At 56.1% G+C, this 21,992-nt stretch carries 16 protein-coding genes; 11 read left to right on the forward strand and 5 right to left on the reverse strand.

Going from position 1 to position 21,992, the window contains the following annotated elements; all coding sequences use genetic code 11:
- Positions 1-8: 8 nt before the first annotated feature.
- Positions 9-434 carry a BLUF domain-containing protein gene (locus tag ACORNT_RS05215; protein ID WP_321396319.1) on the reverse strand — a complete coding sequence of 142 codons (426 nt, stop codon included), beginning with the start codon at positions 432-434 and terminating at the stop codon, positions 9-11.
- Between the two features lie 166 nt (positions 435-600).
- On the opposite strand from ACORNT_RS05215, the gene ACORNT_RS05220 reads away from it, so the two are divergent.
- The gene (locus tag ACORNT_RS05220; protein ID WP_321396322.1) at positions 601-2,106 is read left to right on the forward strand and encodes an AMP-binding protein; all 1,506 of its coding nucleotides are present in this window, start codon (positions 601-603) and stop codon (positions 2,104-2,106) included.
- On the opposite strand, the gene ACORNT_RS05225 is transcribed toward ACORNT_RS05220, so the two are convergent.
- A complete protein-coding gene (locus tag ACORNT_RS05225; protein WP_321396325.1) occupies positions 2,103-2,999 on the reverse strand; it encodes a LysR family transcriptional regulator in 897 nt (298 codons plus the stop codon). The two genes, ACORNT_RS05220 and ACORNT_RS05225, sit on opposite strands and share 4 nt — an antisense overlap.
- 118 nt (positions 3,000-3,117) lie before the next feature.
- Between ACORNT_RS05225 and ACORNT_RS05230 the strand changes: the two genes are divergently transcribed.
- From ACORNT_RS05230 to ACORNT_RS05255, 6 genes are all read left to right on the forward strand, one after another.
- Positions 3,118-4,224 (forward strand): S-(hydroxymethyl)glutathione dehydrogenase/class III alcohol dehydrogenase, encoded by a 1,107-nt coding sequence (locus ACORNT_RS05230; protein ID WP_321396328.1) that lies wholly within the window; start codon positions 3,118-3,120, stop codon positions 4,222-4,224.
- 11 nt (positions 4,225-4,235) lie between these two features.
- On the forward strand, positions 4,236-5,081 hold the full coding sequence (fghA, locus tag ACORNT_RS05235) for an S-formylglutathione hydrolase (RefSeq protein WP_321396331.1): 846 nt from the start codon (positions 4,236-4,238) through the stop codon (positions 5,079-5,081).
- Between the two features lie 62 nt (positions 5,082-5,143).
- On the forward strand, positions 5,144-5,611 hold the full coding sequence (locus tag ACORNT_RS05240) for a formate dehydrogenase subunit gamma (protein WP_321396334.1): 468 nt from the start codon (positions 5,144-5,146) through the stop codon (positions 5,609-5,611).
- Positions 5,608-7,164, forward strand: a complete 1,557-nt coding sequence (locus ACORNT_RS05245) for an NADH-quinone oxidoreductase subunit NuoF (protein WP_321396337.1) — start codon at positions 5,608-5,610, stop codon at positions 7,162-7,164. The genes ACORNT_RS05240 and ACORNT_RS05245 overlap by 4 nt, the downstream gene beginning before the upstream one ends.
- Positions 7,165-7,170: 6 nt before the next feature.
- On the forward strand, positions 7,171-10,029 hold the full coding sequence (gene fdhF / locus ACORNT_RS05250) for a formate dehydrogenase subunit alpha (RefSeq protein WP_321396340.1): 2,859 nt from the start codon (positions 7,171-7,173) through the stop codon (positions 10,027-10,029).
- Positions 10,030-10,324: 295 nt separating this feature from the next.
- The gene (locus ACORNT_RS05255) at positions 10,325-10,531 is read left to right on the forward strand and encodes a cold-shock protein (RefSeq protein ID WP_321396343.1); all 207 of its coding nucleotides are present in this window, start codon (positions 10,325-10,327) and stop codon (positions 10,529-10,531) included.
- 58 nt (positions 10,532-10,589) lie between these two features.
- Here the strand turns inward: ACORNT_RS05255 and ACORNT_RS05260 are convergent, their stop codons facing one another.
- A complete protein-coding gene (locus ACORNT_RS05260) occupies positions 10,590-11,060 on the reverse strand; it encodes a MarR family transcriptional regulator (protein WP_321396346.1) in 471 nt (156 codons plus the stop codon).
- Complete coding sequence (locus ACORNT_RS05265) at positions 11,057-11,548, reverse strand: glutathione peroxidase (protein ID WP_321396349.1); 492 nt, start codon at positions 11,546-11,548, stop codon at positions 11,057-11,059. The genes ACORNT_RS05260 and ACORNT_RS05265 overlap by 4 nt, the downstream gene beginning before the upstream one ends.
- 158 nt (positions 11,549-11,706) lie before the next feature.
- Between ACORNT_RS05265 and ACORNT_RS05270 the strand changes: the two genes are divergently transcribed.
- Positions 11,707-12,486, forward strand: a complete 780-nt coding sequence (locus ACORNT_RS05270; protein ID WP_321396352.1) for an SDR family oxidoreductase — start codon at positions 11,707-11,709, stop codon at positions 12,484-12,486.
- 82 nt (positions 12,487-12,568) lie between these two features.
- On the opposite strand, the gene ACORNT_RS05275 is transcribed toward ACORNT_RS05270, so the two are convergent.
- On the reverse strand, positions 12,569-14,794 hold the full coding sequence (locus ACORNT_RS05275; protein ID WP_321396355.1) for a TonB-dependent receptor: 2,226 nt from the start codon (positions 14,792-14,794) through the stop codon (positions 12,569-12,571).
- A 254-nt stretch (positions 14,795-15,048) separates the two neighbouring features.
- Here ACORNT_RS05275 and ACORNT_RS05280 point away from each other — a divergent pair, with 254 nt between their 5' ends.
- From ACORNT_RS05280 to ACORNT_RS05290, 3 genes are read left to right on the forward strand one after another with little or no spacing between them, the layout of a single operon-like run.
- Positions 15,049-16,359, forward strand: coding sequence for a hypothetical protein (locus ACORNT_RS05280; protein WP_321396358.1), 1,311 nt, complete (start codon positions 15,049-15,051; stop codon positions 16,357-16,359).
- A 10-nt stretch (positions 16,360-16,369) separates the two neighbouring features.
- Positions 16,370-18,424, forward strand: a complete 2,055-nt coding sequence (locus ACORNT_RS05285; RefSeq protein ID WP_321396361.1) for a 3-hydroxybutyrate oligomer hydrolase family protein — start codon at positions 16,370-16,372, stop codon at positions 18,422-18,424.
- A 48-nt stretch (positions 18,425-18,472) separates the two neighbouring features.
- Complete coding sequence (locus ACORNT_RS05290; protein WP_321396363.1) at positions 18,473-21,976, forward strand: PAS domain-containing hybrid sensor histidine kinase/response regulator; 3,504 nt, start codon at positions 18,473-18,475, stop codon at positions 21,974-21,976.
- Positions 21,977-21,992: the final 16 nt, after the last annotated feature.

Below are 21,992 nucleotides of genomic sequence, written 5' to 3' on the forward strand. Positions count from 1 at the left end.
TGCGGAGGTTAAATGAAATGTAGAAATGACCGGATAAGGGAGCGTGCCAGAACGGAGCTTTCTTCCGACAAGCGGAGATTCAGGTCCTGGCTGGTGATCTGGAACATCAGTTCCTCTTCTTTGGATTCCCTCGGCGGGCGACCGTACCCCATGCTCCAGTCGGCGCACAGTCTTTTTGGTGCGATGTCCCTGTGCAGAACCCGGATACCGCCATGCCGCCGGTCGTTGCGGATGGCTTCGAAAACGTTCGCTACCTGATCCTCGGGCCCCTCCAGGAGCTGTAGAAAACTGCCATCGTGATGTAGCAGAAGACCTGTAATGTTCCGTGCGGAATTTCGATCTTTTGCATCCTTGACGATTTCCATGATTTCTTTTTCCGATATTGCGGATCTGGCGGCGCTGACATAGATAAGCTGGAAAACAGGTTCTGACATCGTTTGGTAAACAACCCTGATACAAATGTTATAAAGAAATCTGCCTTAAATTATATTAGTAAGGGTTAACATTGATTTAAGGGGCTGCCCCAGTTTTTGCTTGTCCCCTACCCGGAGGGGAGGCTAGTCTCTGAGCGGAATTTCTGTCCTCGAGGAGCCTGCATAAATGTCCGCCAATCTTTACGAACTTATCCAGCAGCGTATGCAGGGGAAAACGGATCGCCCGGCCATTGTCACGCCGGAGGGCGGGTTATGGACTTACGGCGACCTGGATGATTTGAGCGCCCGGTTTGCCGGACTGCTCAGGCGTTATGGCGTGACCCCAGGCGCCCGGGTGGTGATGCAGGTGGACAAGTCGGTGGGGGCGGTGGCGCTGTATCTGGGATGCCTTCGGGCCGGCGCGATTTTTATTCCGTTGAACACGTCCTATACGGCAGAGGAAGTGGACTATTTCCTGAAAGATGCGCGGCCGCAGATTTTTGTCTGTCGGCCGGAGGGTGAAGAGGCGGCGGAAAAGCTGGCCGCTGATGCCTGCGTGCCTTTTCTGAAGCTGATGGGCACCTCGCCGGAAAACTGCTTCTGGGCGGAGGCGCTGGCAACCGACCCGGATCCGGACATCGAGGATTATGAAGAGGATGATCTGGCGGCGATCCTCTATACCTCCGGCACTACCGGCAAACCCAAGGGCGCCATGCTCAGTCACGGCAACCTTTCCAGCAATGCCCTGACCTTGCTTGACTATTGGGCCTTTGAGGACGGCGATGTGTTGCTGCACGCCTTGCCGGTGTTTCATGTGCACGGGCTGTTTGTGGCCCTGCATACGGCGTTCCTTAATGTATCAAAAGTGATTTTTCTGGAAAAATACGAAGTGGGCCTGATCCGCAAATATCTTCCGGAAAGCACCATCCTGATGGGGGTGCCGACTTTTTATACCCGGCTGCTGGCGGAAGAGGATTTCGGTAAAGAGGACTGTGCCAATATGCGCCTGTTTATTTCCGGTTCCGCCCCCATGACCGCGCAGGTGCATCGGGAGTTCGAAGCCCGCACCGGCCACCGGATCCTGGAACGCTATGGCATGACCGAGGCTGGTATGATTACCTCCAATCCCTATGACGGGGAACGGATCGCCGGCACGGTGGGCTTTGCTCTGCCGGGTATAGAGGTGCGGATCGCTGACGAGGAAGGCAATCTGTTGCCGGCTGGAGAGACCGGTATTGTCGAGGCCCGGGGACCGAATATCTTCCAGGGCTACTGGCAGATGCCGGAAAAAACCTCCGAGGAATTCCGCGATGACGGCTTTTTCATCACCGGCGACGTGGGCAGCCTGGATGACGAGGCCCGATTGACCTTGGAAGGCCGGGCCAAGGATCTGATTATTTCCGGCGGTCTTAATATCTATCCCAAGGAAATAGAAGCCTGCCTGGATGCCATTGACGGGGTCAAAGAGTCAGCCGTGATCGGTGTGCCGGATGCGGATTTCGGCGAGGCGGTGATCGCCGTTGTGGTGCCGGAAGTCCCGGAAACCATAAGCGAAGCGGCACTCAGGGAAGTTGTCTCGAAAAAGTTGGCCCGTTTCAAACATCCGAAAAGCTATCATCTGGTGGCGGAACTGCCGCGTAACACCATGGGCAAGGTGCAGAAAAATATTCTCAGACAACAATATGCGAATTAGATCCCTTTACGGAGTCCACCGGTTTCCTTTAAAGACTGTTTGAGAAATTCCATCAGCAGCGAGACCCGGCGCGGCACATATTGCTGGGACGGATACATGGCCCACATGGTCACATTGCTGAGGCTGTAGTCCCGGAGCAGGGGAACAAGGCTGTCCGCCGGGGCATAATCCAGATAGAATTCCGGCACCTGCAGAACGCCGAGCCCGGCCTCTGCGGCTTTAATAAGCGCCCGGCCGTTGTTGGATTTCCAGTTGCCGCGGACAATGATTTCCCGGATGTTCTCTCCGTCCCGGAACCGCCAGTAGGGCAAGGTGCCGACCAGGCAGTTGTGATTTTCCAGCTCCCCCGGCGTTTCCGGCATCCCATATTTTTCCAGATAGGATCGGCTCGCGGCGGTCACCAGGCGATAACTGTACAGTTTGTCGGCAGACAGGTGCCCCCGTTCCGGCAACCCGGCCCGGATGGCCAGGTCGAAATGTTCTTCATGGATATCGACCAGCCGGTTGGTGAAGCTGACCTCGATATTCACTTCCGGATAAAGGGTCAGGAAATCGGCCAGGACCGGGGACAGGAACTCCTCCCCGAAGGCGCCGGCTGCCGTCAGCCTGATCTGACCGCGCGGGGTGGTCAGTTCCTCGCCCAGGGCATTCCTTGCCTCGTCCAGGTTCTGCAGGATTTTCTGGCAGCGCATGAAAAAGTCCACCCCCTGATTGGTCAGGGTCTGTTTGCGGGTGGTCCGGTGCAAAAGCTGCACGCCGAGACTTTCCTCCAGCGCGCGGATCTGTTTGGAGACATGGGACTTGGAGACGTCGAGTTTTTTGGCGGCAGCGGAGAAGGAGCCCCTTTCAACCACATTTACAAATTCGATGATGCCGTTCCAGCGATTGTCCATATTTCTCTCCCATTGTTTCCATATGGAAACACTTTGTTGAAATATAAATAAATTGTGGCGTCTATGAAATCAATGTAATTTGTCCGCCAAAGCAAACCAATATTAGGAGACTGATGTCATGGAAACCCGCGCAGCCGTGGCCTTTAAGGCCGGAGCCCCCCTGTCTATTGAAACTGTACAACTCGAAGGCCCGCGCAAGGGCGAGGTCCTGGTGGAGTTGAAAGCCACCGGGATTTGCCATACCGATGCCTTTACCCTTTCTGGCGACGATCCGGAAGGCGCCTTTCCGGCCATCCTCGGCCATGAAGGGGCCGGTGTTGTGGTGGAAGTGGGCGAAGGCGTGACGTCACTGTCCGTCGGCGACCATGTGATTCCCCTCTATACGCCGGAATGCCGGGAATGCGATTACTGCCTGCATCCCAAGACCAACCTGTGCCAGTCCATCCGCGAAACCCAGGGCAAGGGCGTGATGCCGGACGGCACCAGCCGTTTCTCCCTCGATGGCAAGCCGATCCTGCATTATATGGGCTGTTCCACTTTCTCCAACTATACGGTTCTGCCGGCGATTGCGCTGGCGAAAATCCGTAAAGACGCCCCCTTTGACAAGGTTTGCTATATCGGCTGTGGCGTGACCACCGGTGTCGGCGCCGTGGTCTATGATGCCAAGGTGGAGCCGGGTTCCAACGTTGTTGTGTTCGGTCTCGGCGGGATTGGTCTCAATGTAATCCAGGGCGCCCGTATGGTCGGCGCCAACAAGATTATCGGTATTGACCTGAATGAGGGCAAAGTGGAAATGGCGAAGAAATTCGGCATGACCGATTTTATCAACCCGTCAAAATGCGACAATGTGATTGAGGCTATTCAGGACCTGACCAACGGCGGGGCCGATTACAGCTTTGAATGTATTGGCAACGTCAACACCATGCGCCAGGCGCTGGAATGTTGTCACAAGGGCTGGGGCGAAAGTGTGATCATCGGGGTCGCCGGTGCCGGCCAGGAAATCTGCACCCGTCCGTTCCAGCTGGTCACCGGCCGGGTGTGGCGCGGTTCCGCCTTTGGCGGCGCCCGCGGCCGTACCGATGTGCCGAAGATTGTTGACTGGTACATGGATGGCAAGATCAATATCGACGATCTGATCACCCACACCATGCCACTGGAAGACATCAACAAGGGTTTTGACCTGATGCATCATGGTGAAAGTATCCGTAGCGTCGTTCTTTATTAAGGGGAAAACAGGTGTCTGAACTTATTGTTGCCGAACATCGCTGTTTTGGCGGCCGGGTGCTTTATTGCGAGCACGACTCGGCTGTGACCAACTGCCGGATGCGTTTCTCTCTTTTTCTGCCGCCGGCGGCAGACAAGGGGGCCGTCCCCCTGGTCACCTGGCTTTCCGGGCTGACCTGTACAGAGGATAATTTCACCTCCAAGGCCGGGGCTTACCGGGCGGCGGCTGAGCTGGGTCTTGCCATTCTGGCACCGGACACCTCACCCCGCGGGGACGGTGTTGCCGATGATGAAGGCTATGACATGGGCCAGGGGGCAGGCTTCTATGTGGACAGCACGGAAGAGCCGTGGAAACCCCATTTCCAGATGTACAGCTATATCACCCGGGAGCTTCGTGAACTGGTGCTGAAGGAATTTCCTGTTGATTCCCATAAATTAGGAATATTCGGCCATAGCATGGGTGGTCACGGTGCCCTGACCATTTACCTCAAGAATCAGGATATCTATAAATCCGTGTCCGCTTTTGCGCCTATTGTTTCCCCGATGAATTGTCCCTGGGGTCACAAGGCGCTCAGCGGATATATCGGCGAGGACCGGGAAGGCTGGCGGCAATATGATTCCTGTGAACTGATGCGGGCCCTGGGGGATGCTTCGGCTCGTCCGGAAATACTGGTCGATCAGGGACTGGGCGATCCGTTCCTGGAGGAGCAGCTCAAACCGGAATTGTTCGAAGAGGCTTGCACCCAGGTGGAGCAGAAGCTAATACTGAGGCGGCATGATGGCTATGATCATGGATATTTCTTTATTCAGTCTTTCATCGAGGATCATTTGAAGCATCATGCCGATCTTCTGGGGTAGGGAGTGCCTGCAGATCTTGCCGATCTGTACCCTGGCCTGGTGTATTTGGGAGTGGATGGGTAATGCAGAAAAGTTGGGATCCGCAACGTGCGGACCAGATTATCGCGAATTTTGCCGATGTGAAGGGCGGGCTGATTGAAGCCCTGCACGCCCTGCAGGAGGCCTTTGGTTATATTGACGAGCAGGTCTATGAGCCGCTGGCCAAGACCTTTAATATTTCGCGGGCCGAGGTCTATGGCGTGGTCAGTTTTTATCATGACTTCCATGATCATCCGACCGGCAAGCGGGTGCTGAAGATTTGTCAGGCCGAAGCCTGCCAGGCCATGGGATCGCGCGAGTTGACCAAAAAGACCAGGGAAATTCTTGGTATTGATTTCGGGGAGACGACCAAAGACGGTGAAGTCACTCTGGAACCGGTCTATTGCCTGGGCAACTGCGCCGTCAGCCCCAATGTCATGCTGGATAACCGGGTTTATGGCCGTTTGACCGTGGAAAGACTGAAAGAGTTGCTCGGGGAGAAACAGTCGTGAATGAGCCGGTAAAAATCTATATTCCCCTTGAAACGACCGCCCTGTCGCTTGACGCTGATGAAGTGACTGTAGCTATTTTTGATGAAGCCACCGACCGGGGACTTGAGCTGGAAATTATCCGCAACGGCAGCCGGGGCATGAGCTGGCTCGAGCCGCTGGTCGAGGTGGAAACCGCAAAGGGCCGGGTGGCCTATGGTCCGGTGACGGCGGAAGAGGTCAAGGGCCTGTTCGAGGCCGGTTTTCTGGACGGCGGGGAGCATGCCCTGAAACAGGGGCTGACCGAAGAAATCCCCTATCTGAAGAAACAGGAACGTCTGACCTTTGCCCGGGTTGGCCTGATTGACCCTCTCAACCTGGAGGACTACCGGTCAAACGGCGGTTTTGCCGGCCTGCAAAAGGCCCTGTCCATGGCTCCGGCGGATATCGTCAGGGAAGTCACCGAGTCGGGCCTGCGCGGTCGTGGCGGCGCGGCCTTTCCGGCAGGCATCAAGTGGAATACGGTGCTGAATGCGCCGGCCGATCAGAAATATATTACCTGTAACGCCGATGAAGGCGACAGCGGCACCTTTGCCGACCGCCTGCTGATGGAAGGCGATCCCTTCTGCCTGCTGGAAGGTATGACCATTGCCGGTTTGGCGGTGGGCGCGACCAAGGGATATATTTATCTCAGGAGCGAATATCCGCTGTGTCATGAAATCCTCAATGAAGCCCTGCAGGTGCTGCGGGAGGCCGGATATCTCGGCGCGGACATTCAGGGCTCCGGCAAGTCCTTTGATGTGGAAGTCCGTAAGGGCGCCGGCGCCTATATCTGCGGCGAGGAGACCAGCATGCTGGAAAGCCTTGAGGGCAAAAAAGGCATGGTGCGGGCCAAACCGCCGTTGCCGGCTATTGAGGGGCTGTTCGGCAAGCCGACCGTAGTCAATAATGTGATTACCCTGGCGTCGGTACCGTACATACTGTCGAACGGCGGCAAGACTTACGCAGATTTTGGAATGGGCCGTTCTCGTGGTACAATGACCTTCCAGCTTGCCGGTAATATCCGCCAGGGCGGTCTTGTGGAGAAAGCCTTTGGCGTTACCCTGCGTGAACTCATGGAAGAGTTTGGCGGCGGCACCCACAGCGGCAGACCGGCGCGGGCGGTACAGGTGGGCGGTCCCCTCGGGGCTTATCTGCCGGAACAGCAATTTGACCTGCCCATGGATTATGAATCCTTCGCTGCCGAAGGCGCGATGGTCGGTCACGGCGGCATTGTGGTGTTTGACGATACAGTGGATATGGCCGAACAGGCCCGTTTCGCTTTTGAATTCTGCAAGATCGAATCCTGTGGCAAATGCACCCCCTGCCGGATCGGGTCAGTCCGGGGCATGGAAACCCTGGAAAAAGTCATCCGCGGCGAACACGCAACGCAGAACCTGCAGCTGACGGAAGATTTATGTGAAGTGATGGAAGACGGGTCCCTGTGCGCCATGGGCGGCATGACCCCTTATCCGGTAAAATCGGCCATGAAATATTTCCCGGAAGATTTCCGGTCACACGATACACAAGCGGAGTGAGACAAGATGACTCTGATCAGGGACAAGGACTTTGGAACGCCGGCCCGTACCAGCGATAAACAGATCACGCTGGAAGTCGATGGCCGCAGCATAACCGTACCCGAAGGCACCTCGGTGATGCGGGCGGCGGCAGAGGCCGGGATCAATATTCCCAAACTGTGCGCCACCGATAAACTGGAGTCGTTCGGCTCCTGTCGTCTCTGTGTGGTTCAGGTGGACGGCCGTCGCGGCCTGCCGTCAAGCTGTACCCTGCCGGCGGAAAACGGCATGAAGGTAACTACCGAAAATGAAAAACTGGCCCGGGTGCGTCGAGGGGTGATGGAGCTCTATATCTCCGATCATCCGCTGGATTGCCTGACCTGTTCGGCCAATGGTGATTGTGAACTGCAGGATATGGCCGGTCAGGTCGGTCTGCGCAATGTCCGTTACGGCTATGAAGGTGAAAACCATCTGCAGGCGGAAAAGGATGAAAGCAATCCTTATTTCACCTTTGATCCCAGCAAATGCATTGTCTGTTCCCGCTGTGTGCGGGCTTGCGAGGAAGTCCAGGGTACTTTTGCCCTGACCATCGGCGGCCGTGGTTTTGACAGTCATGTTTCCGCGGGCGCGGAACAATCCTTCCTGGAAAGTGACTGTGTGTCCTGCGGCGCTTGTGTGGATGCCTGCCCGACGGCGACCCTGATGGAGGATTCCGTCATTGAGATGGGGCAGCCGGAACATTCCGTGATTACCACCTGCGCCTATTGCGGTGTGGGCTGCGGTTTCAAGGCGGAAATGAAGGGCAGCGAAGTTGTCCGCATGGTGCCCTGGAAGGACGGCAAGGCCAATCACGGCCATTCCTGCGTCAAGGGACGATTTGCCTGGGGCTATGCGACCCATAGCGACCGGGTGACTTCCCCGATGATCCGGGAAAAGATCACCGACCCCTGGCGCGAAGTAAGCTGGGATGAAGCCATCGAGTATAGCGCCAGACGCCTCAAGGAAGTGCAGGATAAATACGGCCGCAAATCCATTGGCGGTATTACATCTTCCCGCTGCACCAACGAGGAAGTCTATGTGGTCCAGAAACTGATCCGGGCGGCTTTCGGAAATAATAACGTGGATACCTGTGCCCGGGTCTGCCACAGCCCGACCGGTTATGGTCTGGCCCAGACCCTGGGAACAAGTGCGGGAACCCAGACCTTTGACAGTGTCATGCAGGCAGATGTGATCCTGGTGATCGGGGCCAACCCGACCGATGCTCATCCGGTCTTTGCCTCGCAAATGAAACGCAGGCTGCGCCAGGGCGCAAAGCTGATCGTTGTTGATCCGCGGGCCATTGACCTTGTCAAGAATCCCCACATCAAGGCAGAGTATCACCTGCCCCTGAAACCGGGCACCAATGTGGCCATGATCAATGCACTGGCTCATGTCATCGTCAGTGAAGGACTTGAGCAGACAGATTATATCCGTGAACGTTGCGATATGAAGGCCTATGAGGCTTGGCGGGAGTTTGTCCTGCGTCCGGAAAACAGCCCCGAACAGGTGGCGGAAATCACCGGCGTACCGGCTGAGGATATCCGTGCCGCGGCCCGGTTGTATGCCTCTGCCCATGACGGCAGGGAAGGCCGCGCCGCCATTTATTATGGACTTGGCGTGACCGAGCACAGCCAGGGATCAACCATGGTGATGGGTATGGCCAATCTGGCCATGGCAACCGGCAATATTGGATTTGAAGGATCCGGTGTTAATCCATTACGTGGGCAGAACAATGTTCAGGGATCCTGTGATATGGGGTCATTCCCCCACGAATTCCCGGGTTATCGCTCTGTGTCTGACACGGCAACACGCAGCCTGTTTGAAAAGGACTGGGGCGTGGAACTGGACGGTGAACCGGGTCTGCGGATTCCCGGCATGTTTGATGCGGCAGTGGAGGGCACATACAAGGCCATGTATATACAGGGTGAGGATGTGGCCCAGAGCGACCCCAACACCCATCATGTAGAAGCCGCGATGCGCAACCTTGATTGCCTGATCGTTCAGGACCTGTTCCTTAATGAAACAGCGCGGTTTGCCCATATATTCCTGCCGGGCACAAGCTTTCTCGAAAAAGACGGTACCTTCATCAATGCCGAGCGCCGGACGAGCCGGGTGCGCCGGGCGTTCCAGCCGCGCAACGGACCAGACGGCCAGGGAATGGATGAATGGGAAATTACCTGTCGCATAGCGCGTGCCATGGGTTATGACATGCAGTATGACAGTGCGTCCGAGATCATGGATGAAATCGCCCGCCTGACACCCACCTTCAGCGGCATCAGCTTTGACAAGCTCGATCGTCTGGGCAGTATCCAGTGGCCCTGTAACGATGAGGCTCCCGAAGGTACCGAAACCATGCATGTCGGCGGGTTTGTCCGGGGCGAAGGCAATTTCGTTATTACTGAATTTGTACCGACCAAAGAGAAGGTCACCCGCAAATTCCCACTGTTGCTAACCACCGGTCGTATCCTGAGCCAGTATAATGTCGGCGCCCAGACCCGCCGTACAGAAAACAACATCTGGCATTCCGAGGATATCCTTGAAATTCACCCCTTTGATGCGGAGGAGCGGAATATCGCTGAAGGTGAACTGGTATCCCTGGAAAGTCGTATGGGGGGGATCAGCCTCAGGGCGCATATCTCAGAGCGAATGCAGCCGGGTGTGGTCTATACCACCTTCCATATGCCGGAAACCGGCGCCAATGTGGTGACTACGGAGCTCAGCGACTGGGCGACCAATTGCCCGGAATACAAGGTGACAGCCGTTCAGGTGCGCCGGACCAATAAACGGTCTGACTGGCAGGAGCACTATGACGAGTTTACCGAACAGACACGGCATATCGCCGAATGATGTAAAGACAGCGGGACCGGCGTCGGATACGTCTGTCCTGCTTAATATTAAAAATATTTGCTGTTTTTGTGAAATTTGTGAAGTTTAAGTGCTCTGGAACATTAAGACCGGTTGCCAAATCCTTATAAAAAAAGTACAAATAGGGTGAAAATACAGTGAAGATATGCCTAATTCGGACCATGAAAATACGCTAACTTCCTGATTTTTAATATATTTCCGGAATGATCCGGGGAGAATCAAGTGCGTGTATTGCGTACAGTGAAGTTAATAGACGATCAAGATGAAGGACGAATAAATGGCAACTGGTACTGTCAAATGGTTTAACCCCACCAAAGGATTTGGATTCATTCAGCCGGACGACGGCGGTGCAGATGTGTTTGTACACATCACTGCGGTTCATCAGGCTGGACTGGATTCCCTGGATGAGGGTCAGAAAGTTACATACGATCTGGAAGAAGGCCGCAACGGCCGTATGGCTGCAGGCAAACTTTCTGCAAGTTAAAAAACAGACTGGTTTCTGGAAGAATGCGGCAGGCTCAAACCTGCCGCATTTTTTGTTTTCAAACGACGTCTTTGAAAGGTTTGGGCGCCAGGAAATCCAGAAGCTGATCAAGGCGCCCATTGATCTCGCGCAGAGGCAGTTGCCTTTCCAGGGCCTGGCACAGCAGGAATTCCGGTATTTGCCGGGCTTTTTTCTTTAACGCTGTTCCTTCATCGGTCAGGCTGACATAAACTTCTCGCTCGTCTTTTTTTCCCCTTTTTTTCTCCAGAAGCCTCTTGGTTGCCAGCCTTTTCAGAAGCGGGCTCAATGTGCCCGAATCAAGCATCAGGCGCTGACCCAGTTCCCGGATGGTAATCCCGTCCCGTTCCTGCCACAGCACCAGCATGACAAGATACTGGGGATAGGTCAGGTCAATTCCGGCCAGTAAAGGCTGATAGACCTTTGTAATGGCCCGTGATGCGGCATAGAGCCGGAAGCAGGTCTGGTTTTCCAGCCTGAGCAGGCTGTCGTCATCCGGAAGGTCGGTCATGAACCACTTCCCAGAAGTTTCCTGATATCGCCGGACAGCTTTTCCGGTTTGGTCAGCGGCGCATAGCGTTTGACGATTGTGCCACTGGGGTCGACAAGGAATTTGGTAAAATTCCATTTGATTTTCCGGCTGCCGAACAGACCCGATGCTTTTGATTTGAGCCAGGTGAAGAGCGGCGCTTCATTTTCCCCGTTGACGTCAATCTTTTTGAAAATGGGGAAGGTCACCCCGTAATTCACCTTGCAGAAACTTTCGATTTCATCCTGGCTGCCGGGATCCTGGTTGCCGAACTGGTTGCAGGGAAAACCGAGAATTTCAAGTCCCTGATCCTGATATGTCTGGTAAAGTGTTTCCAGCCCGTCAAACTGTGGGGTGAAGCCGCATTTGCTGGCCGTATTGACGATCAGCAGGGTTTTGCCTTTGTAGTCAGCGAGCGTGCTTTCCTCGCCGTTTTTCTTCGTGACCGGAATGCTGTAAATGTCTGACATACTGTATGATCCTGAAAATGATTTTAAACAATTATATTGTGCACAATATATAATTGATTGTCAATTTAACGAAGAAACCGGACTTCTGTGAACGGGAGGGCATTTCATTAGCCGGGGCAATTTGATATTAAAGACGGAGCCAACAGGGAGAATGAGAAATGGATCTCGGAATAAAGGGCCGCAAGGCCATTGTCTGTGCATCAAGCAAGGGACTGGGCCGGGCCTGTGCGGAACATCTGGCGGCGGCTGGTGTGGACCTTGTCCTGAATGCCCGGACAAAGGGACCACTGGAAGACTGTGCCACTGAAATCCGTGAGAGATATGGCGTGAAGGTCACGGCAGTGGCGGCCGACGTGACAACGCCTGAGGGGCAGGATGATATTTTTGCCGCCTGCCCGGGGCCGGATATACTGGTCAATAATGCGGCCGGGCCGCCGGCCGGGGATTTTCGGGACTGGTCCCGTGAAGACTGGCACATGGCGCTGGACGGCAATATGCTGGCCCCAATCGAAATGATCCGGAGATGTTTTGACGGCATGATCAGCCGCAAGTTCGGCCGGATCGTCAATATCACCAGTGCAGCGGTCAAATCGCCCTTCAGGCCGCTTGGTCTGTCCAACGGCGCCCGGGCTGGCCTGACCGGATTTGTTGCCGGCATCGCCCGGGACGGCGTGGCCAACAATGTGACCATCAACAACATCCTGCCGGGATTGTTTGCCACCGACCGCATGACGTCACTTCTTGACATGATCTCGACCCGGGACGGCATTTCCGAACAGGAAGCCATAGACATGTTTGCGCACAGCTTTCCGGCCGGTCGGCTTGGCGATCCGGATGAATTCGGGGTCCTCTGTGCCTTTGTCTGCAGCGCCCGTGCCGGCTATATCACCGGACAGAACCTGCTGATTGACGGCGGTGATTACCCGGGGACTTTCTAGGGCACTTTCTGGCCGGGGCATAAAAAAACCGGGGCGACAGGCGCCCCGGGATAATTGGCAGGCAAGTTCAGGGAGGAAAGTTCTAGAAACGATAATCCACAGTCAGGGTGAAGGTCCGCGGGTTGCCGTAGAAGGCGGAAACCACCCCTTCCAAACCAAGCGTCGGGAAGTTGTAACCGGCGACCTTATATTCCTTGTCCGTCAGGTTTTTACCGTGCAGTCCGACCCGCAGCCCGTTTTCTTCAGACGTCCAGACAATGCTGGCGTCCACCAGGGCATAACCGTCCTGGTCAAGAAGCGGTATCGGTGTTTCGAACTGATAGGTTTTGCTGCGGAAAGACATGGCGCCGATCAGGTTGAGGGTGCCATCATGGTCAAACAGTTTCAGATCCCGGGCGTAGTTCAGGGAGAAGCTTCCGGTCCATTCCGGGGTGTTCTGGAAAACCCGGTCGCCGGACACATCCAGACCCTGAATGATCCATTCCTTATAGTCCGCATTGACGTAACCCAGACTTGCAACAGCGGTGAGGTTTTCGGTAAGCAGGGCTGTGCCTTCAAATTCAAAACCCCAGATTTCCGCTTTACCGGCGTTGGTCACCGTGCCCACGAAGCTGTCATCGGTACCGTCGTTGTCAGTGTCAATAGCCACTGAACCGGGAACCTGAACGTCTTTGTAGTCACTGTAGAAGGCAGCCATGTTGACGGTCGCCCGACCGCCTGCCAGCGTGGATTTCAGGCCGATTTCGTAACTGGTAAGGATTTCGGGTTTGAACCCGTCAGCGGCGCGGTCATCCCCACGGGGGTCGAAGCTGCCGCCTTTAAAACCCTGGGAATAGGAGGCATAGAGGTTCAGGTCGTCGTTCGGCTGCCACTTCAGGGTTACCTTGGGAGTGAACTTGTCGTCTGTACGTGATTTGTCAAAGTCGGCAGGCTGGGCGATCAGGATGGCATCGTCATTGCCGAAGAAGGGTGAATTCACACCGAGGTATGTTTGGCGCAGGACCCTGCCGTCGCGTTTGTCGCTGGTATAGCGGCCGCCCAGGTTGATGCTGAAGGTTTCTGTCAGATCATAACTGAAGTCGGCGAAAACAGCCCACGTATCTGTGCCGATATCACCCAGTGTGTAGGTGGTAACGCCGAGACCGGCAAGGACCACATCGAAGCTGTGAAAGGCATGAGCATTGAGGTAATAGAAACCGACGAGGCCCTGCAGTTTCTCACCTTCATAGAGGACCTGGAGCTCCTGGCTGAACTGGTCGTTTGTATATATAGCTGGAACATCAAAATCCTGCGCCGGCAGGCTGTCAAAATCGATGGGGGTTGTTGTGTCGTCTTCCCTGTATGCAGTGATGGATTTAAAGGTGACCTCGTCATTCACAGTCCATTCGATCAGACCCGAGATGCCGCCTTGGGTGACTTTCTGTTCGCCTTCAATACCGGCACGGGTATCAAAAACATCATCCAGGACAGGAGCGCCTGATGTGTTGCCGACGGTCAGGCGATGACCTGATTTTTCATTGGAGGTATCTTTGGTGTAGTCCCCCATGACCCGGATGAGCAGATTGTCGGAAGGGGTGAATTCTGCGGTCAGGCGCGTACCAAGGATGTCCTTGTCGTAATGTTCCTTGCCGTTGTAAATGTTTTCACCGAATCCGTCGCGGCTGAAATAGCCGAAGGAACCGCCCAGTTTGAAACTGTCACTGATAGGTGCGGATGCGGATAGAAGGCCGTCCAGCTGCATGTAGGTGCCGACACTGCCCTTGACCCGGACTTCAGGCTCGTCGCCAAGTCGTTTTGTCACATATTTAATGGCGCCGCCGATTGTATTGCGACCGTAAAGCGTGCCTTGCGGACCCCGCAGCACCTCGATCCGCTCCACATCATAAATTTCCAGCACGGCACCTTGCGGACGGTTGAGATATACATCGTCAATATAGAGGCCGACACCGGCCTCAAAACCGGCTACAGGATCCTGCTGACCGACACCGCGCATGAAGGCGGTGATGGTGGTGTTGGTGCCGCGGGAAACTTCCAGCGTCGTGTTGGGGACTGTCTGGGATAGATATGTAATGTCCTGCGCCCCGATTTTATCCAGGCTGTCGCCGCTGAAAGCAGTTACAGCGACCGGAACACTCTGCAGACTTTCCGACCGGCGGCGGGCGGTGACTGTGATTTCCTCAAGGGTGTAACCCTCATCGGCTTCCTGAGCCGTGGCCCAATGCGGTGCTGTCACGGCCGTAGCGCCGACCAGCATCCCGGCCAGAGAGACGGAATGCAAAAATTTCGATTTCATTGGTGTTCTGTTCATCAGAAGTACCTCCCAGATGTGTTTAGGTTTCCCGACCGATGTTTTGGTACATCGACCTTTATTTATTGACGGAGTTTTTACTGTTTTCCGCTCGACGTCAGGAAACCTAGCACAGCTTCGGTGAATGGGCTCTATAGACCTAGGTCCATATACCCCTGACCTGTGAATTTCCCCTAATATGCGAGTCAATTATACAATAATTATATAAAAAACAATATGTTACGAAAATATACCCGGGAGGTTGCGCAGATATCATGTTAAGTTTGATTGGTCTTGTCGGCGGGCTGGCGCTACTTATTTACCTCACAATCCGCGGGGTGAGCATCATGATTGCCGCCCCCTTCTGCGCCCTGATCGTGGCACTGACCGGGGATCTGTCCCTGATGCCCCAGTGGGCCGCCGCCGGGGAGGCCAATTTCGTCAGCGGTTACATGTCCGGCTTCACCAAATTTATTTTCAGCTGGTTCTTCATGTTCCTGCTGGGTGCCATTTTCGGCAAGGTGATGGAAGATTCCGGTGCAGCCTACAGTTTTTCCGACTGGGTGATTGGCAAGCTCGGTAAACGTAACGCGGTCCTGGCGGTGGTGGCGGCCTGCGCCATCCTGACTTACGGCGGAGTCAGCGTTTTTGTTGTCGCCTTTTCCGTCTATCCGATCGCTCTCAGCCTGTTTAAGGAAGCCAACCTGCCGCGCCGCTTTATTCCGGCGACACTGGCCTTCGGGTCGGTAACGTTCACCATGACGTCAGCCGGATCGCCGGAAATCCAGAACTGGATTCCGATCAAATATCTCGGCACGACCCATTTTGCCGGCTGGCAGGTGAGCCTGGTGGTGGCCCTGTTCATGATGCTGTTCGGTTACTGGTGGCTCAGCTTCATGGTGCGCCGCGCCGTGCGCAACGGGGAGCGCTTTGAAACCCGCAGTGATGATGTGTTCGAGCGCAGCTATTCGTCCAAGCCGCATCCGGTTTTAAGCCTTCTGCCGTTGTTGACAGTGCTTGTGGTGTCCTTTCTGTTTCACGAAACACTCAAGGAATCGGCTTTGATTCTGGCGCTTCTGAGCGGGGTTCTGATGGGGATATTCCTGAACCTTCACCGCTTTGACAACCTGCAGAAAACCTGTGCCATCGGGGCGACCGGGGCAGTCATTGCCATCGCCAACACGGCGGCTGTAGTGGGTTTCGGTACTGTCGCCCAGGCCACCCCGGCCTTTGCCTCGGCAGTCGATTTCATGACCAACCTGCCGGGCAATGAACTGGTGGGGGCGGCGGTGGCGGTGACGGTGATTGCCGGTCTGACCGGATCGGCCTCGGGCGGACAATCCATTGCCCTGCCGCTGCTGGCGCCGCATTATCTTGATGCCGGGGTTAATCCGGAAGCCCTGCACCGGGTTGTCGCCATTGCTTCCGGTGCCCTCGACAGCCTGCCGCACAATGGATATGTGGTGACCACGATCCAGGCGATCTGTAAGGAAACCCATCAAAACGCCTATGCCCCCATGGGGGCCCTGACTGTGATTGTGCCCACCATCGGGCTGATCATGGCTATAGCCCTGTTTATATTGTAAGAGAATGATCATGACCCTGACCCTGACCAGACTGAAATTGCTGTCCGTAACTGTCGCTTCGCTAGCCGGAGTGATAACGCTCTCTGCTTGTAACGGGGAGAGGTCAGAAGCGCAGAAACCTGCTTCCCTGATCGGAATGGAAACCCGGACCTATTACGGGGGCGAGGACAATGATCTGCTGACGGCTGGTCTGGGTACGGCAGGATTGCGGGGGGCAGAGCCCAAACCCGCTGACCCGCTTGCCCCGACGCTGGAGGAAATCCGCCGGCTCACCATCTATTCCAATTTCCGGGCCTTGGTGGATGTGACAGACGACGGTGGTTACGGTCGCCTGTATGGCCCCAAAGGGGACGGCAAAGCCGGCGGGTATGAATATCTGGTGATGGGACATATTGAAGGCCTCAATCATCCGGTGACCTATATGATCCAGGTGCCGGACAATTTCGATGCTGGGGATCCCTGCCTGGTGACGGCGCCGTCATCCGGCGGCCGCACTGTGTACGGGGCAGTGGGCACGGTGGGCAGCTGGGCCCTGCCCAAGGGCTGTGCTGTGGCCTATACGGACAAGGCGACTGGAATCGGCATGCAGTTTCTGGGGCAAGGGCTGGTCTATGATATGCATGGACGGCTGGTGAAAGCAGGCGAGGGGCAATCCCCCTTCCAGCTTGAGGTAACGGAAGCCCTGAAAGCCTATGCACAGGAAAACCCCGACCATATCGCCCTGAAACACGCCCATTCAAAAGACAACAGCATGAAGGACTGGGGCCAGACGGTGCTGGAGTCGATCCGGGTGGGTTTTTATATCCTGAATAAATATCACCGGCCCGAAGAAGCCGGCAAAACATATAACAAAGAAACTGTGACGGTGATTGCGTCCAGTATCTCCAACGGAGGATACAGCAGCCTGAAGGCGGCAGAACAGGACACCGAGGGACTTATCGATGCCGTTGTGGTGTCCGAGCCCAATGTGTCGCCGGACATGGCCGGTGTGGGGCCGGTGTCCATCGCCTGGGGCGATCATGAACTTGCGGTGACCGGACGGCAGTTCCTTGATTATAGCAGCAAGGCCAATGTGCTTATGGCCTGTGCTCTGTTGGCGGAACCTGCTGATGTGCCGTTGAAACTCTTTATTCCCCTGGGCGACCAGGGGCTGGCCAATCGTTGCCGTACCCTGGCGGAAAAGGGACTGGTGCGGGGAGAGACCGCGGAAGAACAGTCCCGGGATGCCCGGGCCCAGCTCGGGGCTTACGGATTTCTGGAAGACAGCAGCCTGATGGACGGGTTCTCGGTCTTTTCCGAAATCTGGCCGGCCGTGGTAGGCGATTATGCGCCGGCCTTCGGGCGCTATGGGGTGGAGGATGATCTGTGTGGCGTGGCCATTGGCGCGACCGGCAAAGCAGGAAAACTGGAGGATTATCCACTGGCCCGCAAGCATGTGAATTTTGCCAAAAGCACCGGTATGATTCCGAGCAACGACATCAACTGGGTCAGAAAGTCGGCTGATGGCTGGAAACGTGCCCAATTTACGCCCAATGCGGAAAATGGCCTGCTGGATCATGATGCAACGAGTGCGCTTTGTTTTGACGATAAAGTCCGCAACGATCCGGCGATCCTTAAAGGCAGGGATGAAGTGCGCAACAGTGCTGATCTCGGCGGCCGCCCGGCCATCATCGTGCATGGCCGGAGGGACAGCCTGATCCATGTGAATTTTTCCTCCCGGCCCTATTACGCCCTGAACAAGCTGAGGGAGGGGGGAAACTCCGGCCTCAGTTTTTATGAAGTGCGCAATGGTCAGCATTTTGATGCCCTTGCCATGTTGCCGGCTTTCGCCGCCAAACTGGCGCCCATGCATTATTATTTTGAACAGTCACTGGACCTGATGTGGGATCATCTGAAAAAGGGCACACCGCTGCCGCCGAGCCAGCTTCTGGATACCCGGGAGCGGGGCATGGGGGCAGACGGCAAGGTACCGCCGCTTGGCGAAAAGCATTTGCCGGAGATCGCGGCCGAGCCGGGGGATATGGAAATTACATTTGACGGCAGTCGCCTGAACGTTCCAGAATAGGCAGGCAACAAGGGGCAACAAAATAGCTGACGGGAGGACGCATCCGAGTTGGCAGACCTTCTGAGTAACTGGACTATCATCCTGATTTCCCTCATTTTCATGGGGGGGCTGTTTTTCATGGCCTGGCTCGGGGACCGGCGGGCGGAGACGCTTAACCGGTCCCGCTGGCGTCCGGTGATCTACGGTCTGGGTTTTGCCGTCCACAGCACCACCTGGGCCATGTATGGCACCATCGGCCAATCGGCCCAGAACGGCTGGGTTTTCGGTCCCACCTATGTGGGCGGCATTCTGGTGATGCTGTTTGCGGTGGGGTTTGTGGAAAAAATGCTCACCGTCGGCCACCGGCAGAATATCACCTCGATTGCCGATTTCATTTCCGCCCGGTATGGCAAGTCCCAGTCCCTGGCCATCCTGGTGACCCTGGTCGCCATCATCGGTGTGACCCCTTATATCGCCCTGCAGCTGAAGGCGCTGGCCGGCAGCTTCAATGTGCTGACCGGTGGTTTTGCGGAACAGAGCTGGCCCTCCTCCTCTCTCCCGTTCGGCCGGGACACAGCCCTGTTCGTGGCGGTGCTGATGGTTCTGTTTTCCATTCTGTTCGGCACCCGCCGGATTGTGTCTTCGGAACGGCATGAAGGCCTGATGCTGGTGATTGCCTTCCTGTCCCTGTTCAAGCTTCTGGTTTTTATCGGTGCCGGCCTGTTTGTGACCTACGGCCTGTTTGATGGTCTCGGGGATCTGATCGACCGGGCGGCAGCGGCCGGGATCTATGATCATGTGCCGGAGACAAAATCGTCTGAATATAGTTTCCTGTCGTCCATTGTTCTGGGCGGGCTGGCCATTTTCTGTCTGCCCCGGTCCTTCCATGTGATTGTGGTGGAAAATACCCGGGTTTCCGACCTGAAAGTGGCGCGCTGGATTTTCATTGCCTTCCTGTTTCTGATCGGCCTGTTTATCTGGCCGATCACCAGCGCCGGTCTTCTGATCTTGCCGGCAGGCGCCAATGCGGACATGTTCATTCTGGATCTGCCGCTGTCGTCCGGACATCCCGTCCTTGCGATCACCGTCTATCTTGGCGGTCTGGCGGCGGCGGTCAGTATGGTGATCATCTCCACCGTGGCGCTCAGTATCATGATCTGTAACGATGTGGTGATGCCGCTTCTGCTGCGTCTGCCTTTTTTTACCCGCGACAAGACCCGGGATTTTTCCATGATCGTGCGGCTGGTGCGCCGGCTCGCCATCGTGCTGATCATCAGTCTTGCCTATCTCTATTACCGGATCCTGGCCAGTTATTCGGAACTGGCGTCATTTGGTTTGCTGTCCATGGCCCTGCTCAGCCAGTTTGCCCCGCCGCTGATCGGCGGCATGTACTGGAAACAGGGGCACCGGCGCGGGGTAATGGCCGGCCTGCTGGCCGGTTTTGCCGTCTGTTTCTATACCCTGCTCATTCCCGAACTGGCCCGCTCCGGCCTGTGGACCGGCGATGTAATCCGGGAGGGGCTGTTCGGTCAGGGCTGGCTTCGCCCCGAAGCCCTGTTCGGCACAGACTTCATGGATACGGTGGGGCACGGCCTGTTCTGGAGCCTGCTGATCAACACGGGACTCTACGTGTTTGTTTCGCTCAGATCCCGGGCGAACTTGGTGGAACATATCCAGGCGGCCACCTTCACCGACCAGGATCATAGCGGCGCCGGGGAGGACCTGAGCCAGTTCCGGGAAGTGGTCAATAACGCAGATCTGCAGACCCTGGCGGAACGTTTTATTGGCGAAGAGGCGGCGCAGGAGGCCTTCCGCAAATTTGCCGATGACAAGGGCCTGGTCCTGTTGCCGTCGGAAAAGGCGGTCGGCGCGACCATCCTGTTTACCGAACGGCTGCTGGCTGGTGCCATCGGATCGGCCTCGGCCCGGGTGGTGCTGAAAATGGCGCTTGAGGGAAGCAATATAAAGCTGGATGATTTTGTCAGCATCGTTGATGAGGCCTCCACGGTCTTTCAATATAACCGGGACCTGCTGCAGTCTTCCATGGATAATGTGAGCCCGGGCATCAGTGTGGTCGACCATAATCTGCGCATGGTCGCCTGGAACCGTAGCTATGAGAAAATCCTCGGCTATCCTGACGGCTTTCTTTATGAAGGGCGGCATGTATCGGAATTGATCCGTTTCTGTGCGGACCGGGGCGATTTCGGTAACAGCGACCCGGAAGAGGAAATCCGCAAGCGGCTCGAATATATGGATGCGGGCTCCGCCTACACCTACCAGCGATTCCGCAGGGACGGCACGGTGATTGAAATGCGCGGCAAGCCCATGCCGGGGGGCGGGTTCGTTACCAGCTATACGGATATTACCGAATTCAAGAAGGCGGAAGCAGCCCTCAAGGAAGCCAATGAAACCCTGGAGCAGCGGGTGGCGGAACGCACCCGCGAACTGGCTACGGCCAAGGCGGAGGCGGAAGACGCCAACCGCAGCAAGACGCGGTTTCTGGCCGCCGTCAGCCATGATGTTCTGCAGCCGCTGAATGCAGCCCGGATCTTCACCTCTGCCCTGGATCAGAATTCCGTCGACAGCAAGACCGGGGACCTGATCGGTCATCTCGATACGTCGCTGAATTCGGTAGAGGAAATCCTCAAGGAGGTGCTGGATATTTCCAAGCTGGAAGCCGGCGCAATCCGGCCGGAAGTGACTGACTTTGCCCTGGAGGATGTGGTGGCCGGTCTCCGCACTGAATTCCAGCCTCTGTATGTGAACAAGGGGCTTGACCTGCGGATGCTGTGTTCCGGTTATATTGTGCGCAGCGACCGGCAGTTTCTGCGGCGTATATTGCAGAATTTCCTGTCCAATGCCCTGAAATATACCCGGACGGGCCGGGTTCTGATGGGCTGCCGGCGTCAGGGGGAAACACTCCGGATCGAGGTCTGGGATACTGGCAACGGCATCCCGGAAGAATATCTTGACCAGATTTTCGGTGAATTCCAGCGTCTTGATTTCCTTGACCAGTCGACGGAGAAGGGGCTGGGGCTCGGCCTTGCCATTGTCCAGCGCATGGCCCGCATGCTGAATCACAAGGTAACGGTCAGGTCGGAACATGGCCGCGGCAGCGTCTTTTCCATCACGGTGCCGATCGGCATCCGGCAGGGCCGGGCGATACCTGCGGCCGAGGCCGCGCCAGGGCCGTTGAATAATTTTACCGGCCGCAGGGTATTCTGTCTTGATAACGATCGCTCGATCCTGATTGGCATGGAGGCCCTGCTGGGCAACTGGAAATGCGACGTGACCGGTTGTCGCAATGAAGAGGAATTCCTGGATGCGATGGAGCAGGGTGCGCCGGATGTGATCCTTGCTGATTATCACCTGGACGGCGTGCGCACCGGCATTGACGTGGTCTCTGCCTGTAATGCAACACGGTCACCAGCTATCCCCTGTATAGTGATTTCCGCCGACCAGACGGAACAGGTCAAGAAAGAAGCCCGGGGAACCGGCTATTATTATCTGCCGAAACCGCTCCGGGCGGCCTCCCTCAGGACGGTGCTGGCGAAAGTCTGGGAAGGTAGCTGACGTCAGCTACCACTTT

It is taken from the genome of Emcibacter sp., from assembly GCF_963675455.1.
In the GTDB taxonomy this organism is placed as follows: Bacteria; Pseudomonadota; Alphaproteobacteria; order Sphingomonadales; family Emcibacteraceae; genus Emcibacter.